Below are 6,497 nucleotides of genomic sequence, written 5' to 3' on the forward strand. Positions count from 1 at the left end.
CTTTCGTGAAATGGAAATGCGGAATGAAGCCGGCGGCCCCCCGTGGTGCATTCCGACCGCCGGCGAAGTGCGAAGAAGCTCAGGACGTCACGTGATGTTCACGATCGTGCCGAGCGGCAGTTTGACGAGCTCGTCGAGCGCCTCGGAGGGCACCCGGATGCAGCCGTCGCTGTTCGCCTGACCGGCGAAGCTGTTGTTCGGCCAGGTGTGCAGTCCCACCGTGCCCGGGCCGCCGCCGAAGGTCTCCAGCGAATCGGAGTGGTAGCTCAGCGGCAGCACGATCGGGCTGTAGGTGTTCTTCGTTTCCTCGATCGAGGCGATGATGTAAGCACGCCCCGCCGGGGTCGGGTGTTCGGGCTTGCCGGTGCCGATCGTCCATTTGCCGATCGACTTGCCGCTCTCCAGGATCTCCAGGCTGAACGCGGCACGGTCCACATTGACCACGTAGTCGTTCTGCGCGGATTCGGCGGCGCCCTCGCTCAGGTGCACCCAGCCGGACGCGGCGTTGGGCCGGGTCGGCAGGAGGACGTGCGCCCAGTCGCCCTGCTCCGCAATCACCGGCACCCACGTCGGCGATCCCATTTGGATGGACGGCAGCTTCGCGATCGCTTTGCCGCCAACGGAGTCGTACACGACCATGTCGGCCTTGGGGTGGATCACGCGGCCGGCCGTCGCGCCACCGGATGGCTGCGGGTCGAGCGGGGCGTTCGCGACCGTGGCGAACGTGGTCGCCTCCGGCAGCTGGGTCAGGTCTTCCTGGCTCACCGCGGCCGGCTTCACGCCGTCCTCGTCGCCACCGGAGCACGCCCCGGTGAGCAGTGCCAGGGTCGAGACCCCGGCCACGGCGAGGAGCCGGACCGGGAGCCGTCCGCGGCGCGCAGAACCCGTCTGCGTGCGCGAGCTGCACGTCATGCGCATTACCACAATCCTTGAGGACCTACATCGGACAAGAATTCACCAAGGCGGTCTCCCCCGAAGACATGCGGCACCGCAGGTGCGCCTTGGGCCTTATTGCTATCAGGACCCCCCTAGGTGATCAAACTCCCGGGTGACGGGGGTCGATTAGGGAGAGCAGGGCAAATGCTGCATTTGCCGAGGTCGCAGGAAAAACGAGATACACCCGATCGGGTACAGATAAGTAACGCCCACTTCGACCTGCCCCCATCGAGCGACATCGCTTCCTCACCCTGGCGGGTGATGGCGGCAGCGTAGCGGTACCTCCGGACGCGCCGCCCCGGGGGTACGCGGAAGTAGGTAGCGCGGGACAATCCCCGGGCACACCCCAGCGAGCGGCTATCGAACGCCTGTTCTAGAATTCGGGCCGACGTAGCCGGACCCCACGAGAGGGAGACCGCAGCACCGATGAGCTTGGACACCACGACCACCCCGCAGGAGCAGGACACCCCCGTCACGCCGGCGCCGGTCACGGACGACTCCGCAGCCGCTCCCGCTCCCGCCGCCACCTCCGCCGAAAGCGAGGAAGCCAAGCCCAAGCGCGGCCGCCCGAAGGCCTCCGCGGCGAAGAAGACCCGCACCGTCGAGCTCACGCTCACCGTCACCGGCACCGCCGACGGCGAGTGGCAGGCCGAGCTCAAGCACGGCTCGAAGTGGGTCGCGCAGGGCCTGAAGATCCCGGCCTCGGCCGTGTCCCGCGCGGCCAAGGAGCTGCACGAGGACCTCTCGACGCCGATCGACGAGGTGATCAACGCCGCTGTCGAGCAGCAGAAGGCCAAGGTCGCCGCCCTGGAGGCGGAGCTGGAGCAGGCCAGGCAGGCCCTCGCCGAGCTCGACGGCTGACCTCACCGGCGTCTACCTGGTCGGCGGGCCGAGCCGCATGCTGCTCGTCGAGCCGCTCGCCGAGCAGCTCGGCGTCCTGCCGACCACCCAGGACCAGCCGGAGACCGCCGTCGCGTTCGCCCGCCGAAACCGACCGCCGACCGGCGATCCCGAGACCCGCCGGGGCGGATGTCCATCGATCAGGCATCCGCCCCGGCGTTCTTTTCCCACCGGACACTTTCCGCGTACCATCTGTATACAACGTGTATGGAGGGAGCCCGGATGCCGGCGACGAGCAAGCCCGCCCAGTCCGGGCGGGCGAAGGCCTACGACTACCTGAAGAACACCGTGCTGGCCGACCCCGACGCCGAGGGCGGCTTCATCAGCGAACAGGAGGTCGCCGAGCGCGTCGGCGTCTCCCGCACCCCCGTGCGCGAGGCGTTGCTGCAGCTCGCGGCCGAGGAACTGGTGCAGCTCGTGCCCAACCGGGGCGCGTACATCGCGCCGCTGACCGGGCGCGACCTGCGGGACCTCGTCGAACTGCGCGGGCTGCTCGAACGGTTCGCGGCCGAGCGGGTGATGGCGGCCGGGACCGTGCCGTGGCGGGCGATGCAGGAGGTCCTCGAACAGCAGGAGCGCTGCGACGACCCGGCGTCGGCCAAGGAGTTCATCGAACTCGACGCGCACTTCCACACGCTGCTCGTCGAGGCCGCGGGCAACTCGATGCTGAGCCGGACCTACACCGCGCTGCGAGCCCGGCAGGTGCGTGCCGGGCTCGTCGCGCTGCGGCGGTCAGGCACCCGGCACGCGGAGGTCATCCACGAGCACCAGGCCATCGTGACCGCACTGGCCAACGGTGAGGTCGAGGCGGCGCTGGCCGCCATCGACGACCACCACGCCCAGACCCTGAAGCATCAGCTGACGACCACCTGAGTCTCGTCGCGGGCCTCTCGCGCGAGCGCGATGCCGATGATGCTGACCACCGCGGTCACCACCACGTACAGCGCGAGCGCGACCCAGCTGTCGAATCCGGCCAGCAGCGAGGTGAACAGCAGCGGCGCGATGGCGCCGCCGATCACGCCGGCGAGCGTGTAGGCCAGCGAGCTGCCGGTGTAGCGCAGGCGCTCGGTGAACTGCTCGGTGATCAGCGCGGCCTGCGGCCCGTACAGCGCGGCGTGGATGACGAGCGCGATCACGATGCCGACCAGCAGCAGGCCGAACGAGCGGCCGGACACCAGCGGGAAGAACACGAACGGCCAGATCGCCGCGGCGATGGTCGCGAACAGGTAGAGCTTGCGGCGGTTCATCCGGTCCGACAGCGCGCCGAACGCCGGCATCAGGATGAGCTGTCCGGCAGACCCGATCATTACCGCGGTGAGGCCCTGGCTGCGGGACATGCCCAGCTCCTGGGTCATGTAGGTCAGCACGAAAACGGTGAACAGCGCGTACAGCACGTCGGGGCAGACGCGGACGAAGATCGCGGCCAGCAGAGCCCGGCGCTCGTACTTGAAGACCTCGGAAATCGGCGCGCTGGGCCGCTCGCCGCTCTCCGCGATGCGCTTGAAGACCGGGGTCTCCTCCAGCTTGAGCCGGATCCACAGACCGAACGCGACGAGCACGGCGGACAGCAGGAACGCCACGCGCCAGCCCCACGAGTCGAACTGTGCCTCGGTCAGCAGCAGGGCCAGCAGCGCGAGCACACCGTTGGCGAGCAGGTTGCCCGCGGGCGGGCCGACCTGGGCGGCGGAGGCCCAGAACCCGCGCTTCTTCGGATCGCCGAACTCGCTGGACAGCAGCACCGCGCCGCCCCACTCACCGCCGATGCCGACGCCCTGGGCGAAGCGCAGCAGGACCAGCAGCACCGCCGCCGAGCCGCCGATCGCGGAGTGGGTCGGCAGGACGCCGATGAGGAAGGTGGCGATGCCGGTGAGCAGCAGCGTGATCACCAGGACGCGCTTGCGGCCGAGCACGTCGCCGAGACGGCCGAAGACGAACCCGCCGAGCGGGCGGGAGAGGTAGCCGACGGCGTAGGTGGAGAACGCGGCCATCGTGCTGACCAGCGGGTCGCCAGCCGGGAAGAACTGGTGTCCGAACACGGTGGCCGCGGCCACCGAGTAGGCCGCGAAGTCGTACCACTCCAGCGACGTGCCGGACAGGCTCGCCAGGAAGGCACGCCGTAGCGACGCCCTGTCCACGGTCGGCGTTACCGAGGTCATTGCTCACATCCTGATCTATTCGGTGCCACGATGCTGTAATACTCGTTGTATACAACCTGCATGCGCAACCCCTCGCAGGTAAGAACTGGGTTACCCGAAATTACGGAGGACGACATGCCGACGCTGAGCTTCGACCTGCCCGACGGCACGACGGTGACCACTCCGGTGACGACCTTGCTGAACGCCGGGTACGCGGGCCGCGACCAGGCCGACGTCGCCGCGCACGTCGCCGAGCTGGCCGAGCTGGGCGTGCCGGCGCCGAAGGTCACGCCGGCGCTGTACCCGGTCGCCCCGTACCTGGCCGCCCAGACCGACGAGGTGCCCGCCCAGCACGACCGCACGTCCGGCGAGGCGGAGTGGGCGCTGGTGATCACCGCGGACGGGGTGCTGCTCACCGTCGCGTGCGACCACACCGACCGGGAGCTCGAGGTGCACGGGGTGGCCTGGAGCAAGAACGCGGCGCCGGACGTGCTGGGGCGCCAGGCGTGGCGGCTGGACGACGTGGCGGACCGGCTGGACTCGCTGACGCTGCGCGGCTGGGCCGACGGGCAGCTGATCCAGGACGGCACGCTCGCGGAGCTGCTGACGCCGCAGCACTGGCTCGACGTGCTGCGCGAGCGCGGGCTGTACGAGCCGGGGGTGGTGCTGATCTCCGGGACGATCCCGATGGTGCCGGGGGTGAACCAGTTCGCCGGCGAATGGCGGGTCGAACTGGGCGACCCGGCGACGGGCAACACGATCGAGGCGGCCTACCGCGTCCGGCGCTTGCCGGAGGCGATCGGCTGACCGGGCGCCCGGCTGGGAGCGAGTCCTGGCACCCGGGTAGGTAGCGGCGCGGGGTCGTCGGAGGCCATCGCCCGGTGGCAGCTGCCGTGCCTGCGGAGCGGGCATGCCCGGGCACGTGGGCGGAGTCCTGGCACCCGGCGTGGGCAGAGGCGCGGGATTGCCAGCGGCCACCACCCGACAAGGGGCTACTGCGCCCGCTGAGCGGGCACGCCCAGCAATGCGGCCAGAGTCCTGGCACCCGGCGGGGTAAAGGCGCGGGATTGCCGGAGGCCACCACCAGTAAGGGGCTCCGCGCCTGCGGAGCGGGCCCCTCAGCGAGCGTGACCGTGCCAGCGCCCCCACTCAGCGTCCCGGCGCGGGCAGGGGTGCGCCGGGGCGTTGGGGAGTCGGCGCGTCGGGGCGACGGTGTATCGGGGCGCCGGGCGGTGGGGTCACCCTCGCAGCCTCGTGTTCAGTCGTGCGGCTTGGCGGGTCAGGTGGTCGCGTTCGGCGAGGTTCGTCGCCTTCGTGGCGGCCTCCGCGTACAGCCGGGCGGCGCTCGCCAGGTCACCATCGCGTTCGTGCAGGTACGCCGACACCGCGGCGTACCTCGGCAGCCCCTCGTCCAGGGACGCGAGTTCCGCCAGGCCCGCGCGGGGGCCGTCCGCCTCGCCGACCGCCACCGCCCGGTTCAGGCGCACCACGGGGCTGTCCGTCAGCCGCACCAGCTCGTCGTACCACTCGACGATCTGCACCCAGTCGGTCTCCTCGGCGGTGGGCGCGTCGGCGTGCAGGGCGGCGATCGCGGCCTGCGCCTGGAACTCACCGAGCCGGTCACGGGCCAGCGCCGCCTGCAGGATCTCCACGCCCTCCGCGATCAGGCGGGTGTCCCACCGGCCGCGGTCCTGCTCGGCGAGCGGCACCAGGCTGCCGTCGGGCGCGGTCCGGCTCGCGCGCCGGGCGTGGTGCAGCAGCATCAGGGCGAGCAGCCCGGCCACCTCGGGGTGGTCGATCACCGCCGCGAGCTGGCGGGTCAGCCGGATCGCCTCGGCGGCCAGGTCGACGTCACCGGAGTAGCCCTCGTTGAACACCAGGTAGAGCACGCGTAGCACGGTGGCGACGTCGCCGGGCTGGTCGAACCGCACCCCAGCGACCGTCCGCTTGGCGCGGCTGATCCGCTGCGCCATCGTCGCCTCCGGCACCAGGTACGCGGCGGCGATCTGCCGCGTCGTCAAGCCGCCGACGGCACGCAACGTGAGCGCGACCGCGGACGACGGGGTCAGCAACGGGTGCGCGCACAGGAAGTACAGCTGGAGCGTGTCGTCCACCCCGACGGCCTGCCCGGGCTCCGGCTCCACCTCGACGAGGTCCTCACGACGGCGCCGCGCCGCTTCCGCGCGGGTCGCGTCCAGGAACTTGCGCCACGCCACCGTGACGAGCCAGCCCTTCGGATCGCGCGGCGGGTCGTCGGGCCACACGCGCAACGCCTCGACCAGCGCCTCCTGCACCGCGTCCTCGGCCGCCGCGAAGTCGGCTCCGCGGCGGACGAGGATCGCGAGCACAGTCGGGGTGAGGCCCCGGAGCAGGGCCTCGTCCACCGCAGGGCTCATTCCGTGACCGTGGGCGGCTCGGCGAGGAAGGGGCGCAGCTCGAGCCACTCGTGGATCGGCTTCCCACCCGCCCCCGGCGCGGCCGACAGCTCCCCGGCCAGCTCCACCGCACGCTCGTGGCTGTCCACGT

General features: G+C 71.1%; 6 protein-coding genes and 1 pseudogene. 3 read left to right on the forward strand and 4 right to left on the reverse strand.

Translation table 11 applies throughout. The features are described from left to right. Positions 1-87: 87 nt before the first annotated feature. Positions 88-918 carry a L,D-transpeptidase gene (gene ldt-CoaP, locus L2C96_RS34330; RefSeq protein WP_020420337.1) on the reverse strand — a complete coding sequence of 277 codons (831 nt, stop codon included), beginning with the start codon at positions 916-918 and terminating at the stop codon, positions 88-90. 444 nt (positions 919-1,362) lie between these two features. Between ldt-CoaP and L2C96_RS34335 the strand changes: the two genes are divergently transcribed. Together L2C96_RS34335 and L2C96_RS34340 are read left to right on the forward strand one after the other, a co-directional pair. Continuing rightward, positions 1,363-1,797, forward strand: coding sequence for a DUF6319 family protein (locus tag L2C96_RS34335; RefSeq protein ID WP_020420336.1), 435 nt, complete (start codon positions 1,363-1,365; stop codon positions 1,795-1,797). Positions 1,798-2,058: 261 nt separating this feature from the next. Then, positions 2,059-2,709: a GntR family transcriptional regulator gene (locus L2C96_RS34340; protein WP_237339156.1), complete on the forward strand. Its 651-nt coding sequence runs from the start codon at positions 2,059-2,061 to the stop codon at positions 2,707-2,709. Here L2C96_RS34340 and L2C96_RS34345 read toward each other — a convergent pair. Continuing rightward, the gene (locus L2C96_RS34345) at positions 2,691-3,992 is read right to left on the reverse strand and encodes an MFS transporter (RefSeq protein WP_237339157.1); all 1,302 of its coding nucleotides are present in this window, start codon (positions 3,990-3,992) and stop codon (positions 2,691-2,693) included. The genes L2C96_RS34340 and L2C96_RS34345 overlap by 19 nt on opposite strands. Positions 3,993-4,106: 114 nt before the next feature. Here L2C96_RS34345 and L2C96_RS34350 point away from each other — a divergent pair, with 114 nt between their 5' ends. Further along, the gene (locus L2C96_RS34350; protein ID WP_020420333.1) at positions 4,107-4,778 is read left to right on the forward strand and encodes a DUF2848 domain-containing protein; all 672 of its coding nucleotides are present in this window, start codon (positions 4,107-4,109) and stop codon (positions 4,776-4,778) included. A 431-nt stretch (positions 4,779-5,209) separates the two neighbouring features. On the opposite strand, the gene L2C96_RS34355 is transcribed toward L2C96_RS34350, so the two are convergent. Next, positions 5,210-6,367 carry an RNA polymerase sigma factor gene (locus L2C96_RS34355; RefSeq protein WP_237339158.1) on the reverse strand — a complete coding sequence of 386 codons (1,158 nt, stop codon included), beginning with the start codon at positions 6,365-6,367 and terminating at the stop codon, positions 5,210-5,212. Then, a pseudogene (locus L2C96_RS45520) lies at positions 6,364-6,497 on the reverse strand (YciI family protein); the annotation flags it as partial. The gene L2C96_RS34355 and the pseudogene L2C96_RS45520, both read right to left, overlap by 4 nt.

It is taken from the genome of Amycolatopsis tucumanensis (assembly GCF_021654135.1).
In the GTDB taxonomy this organism is placed as follows: domain Bacteria; phylum Actinomycetota; class Actinomycetes; order Mycobacteriales; family Pseudonocardiaceae; genus Amycolatopsis_E; species Amycolatopsis_E tucumanensis.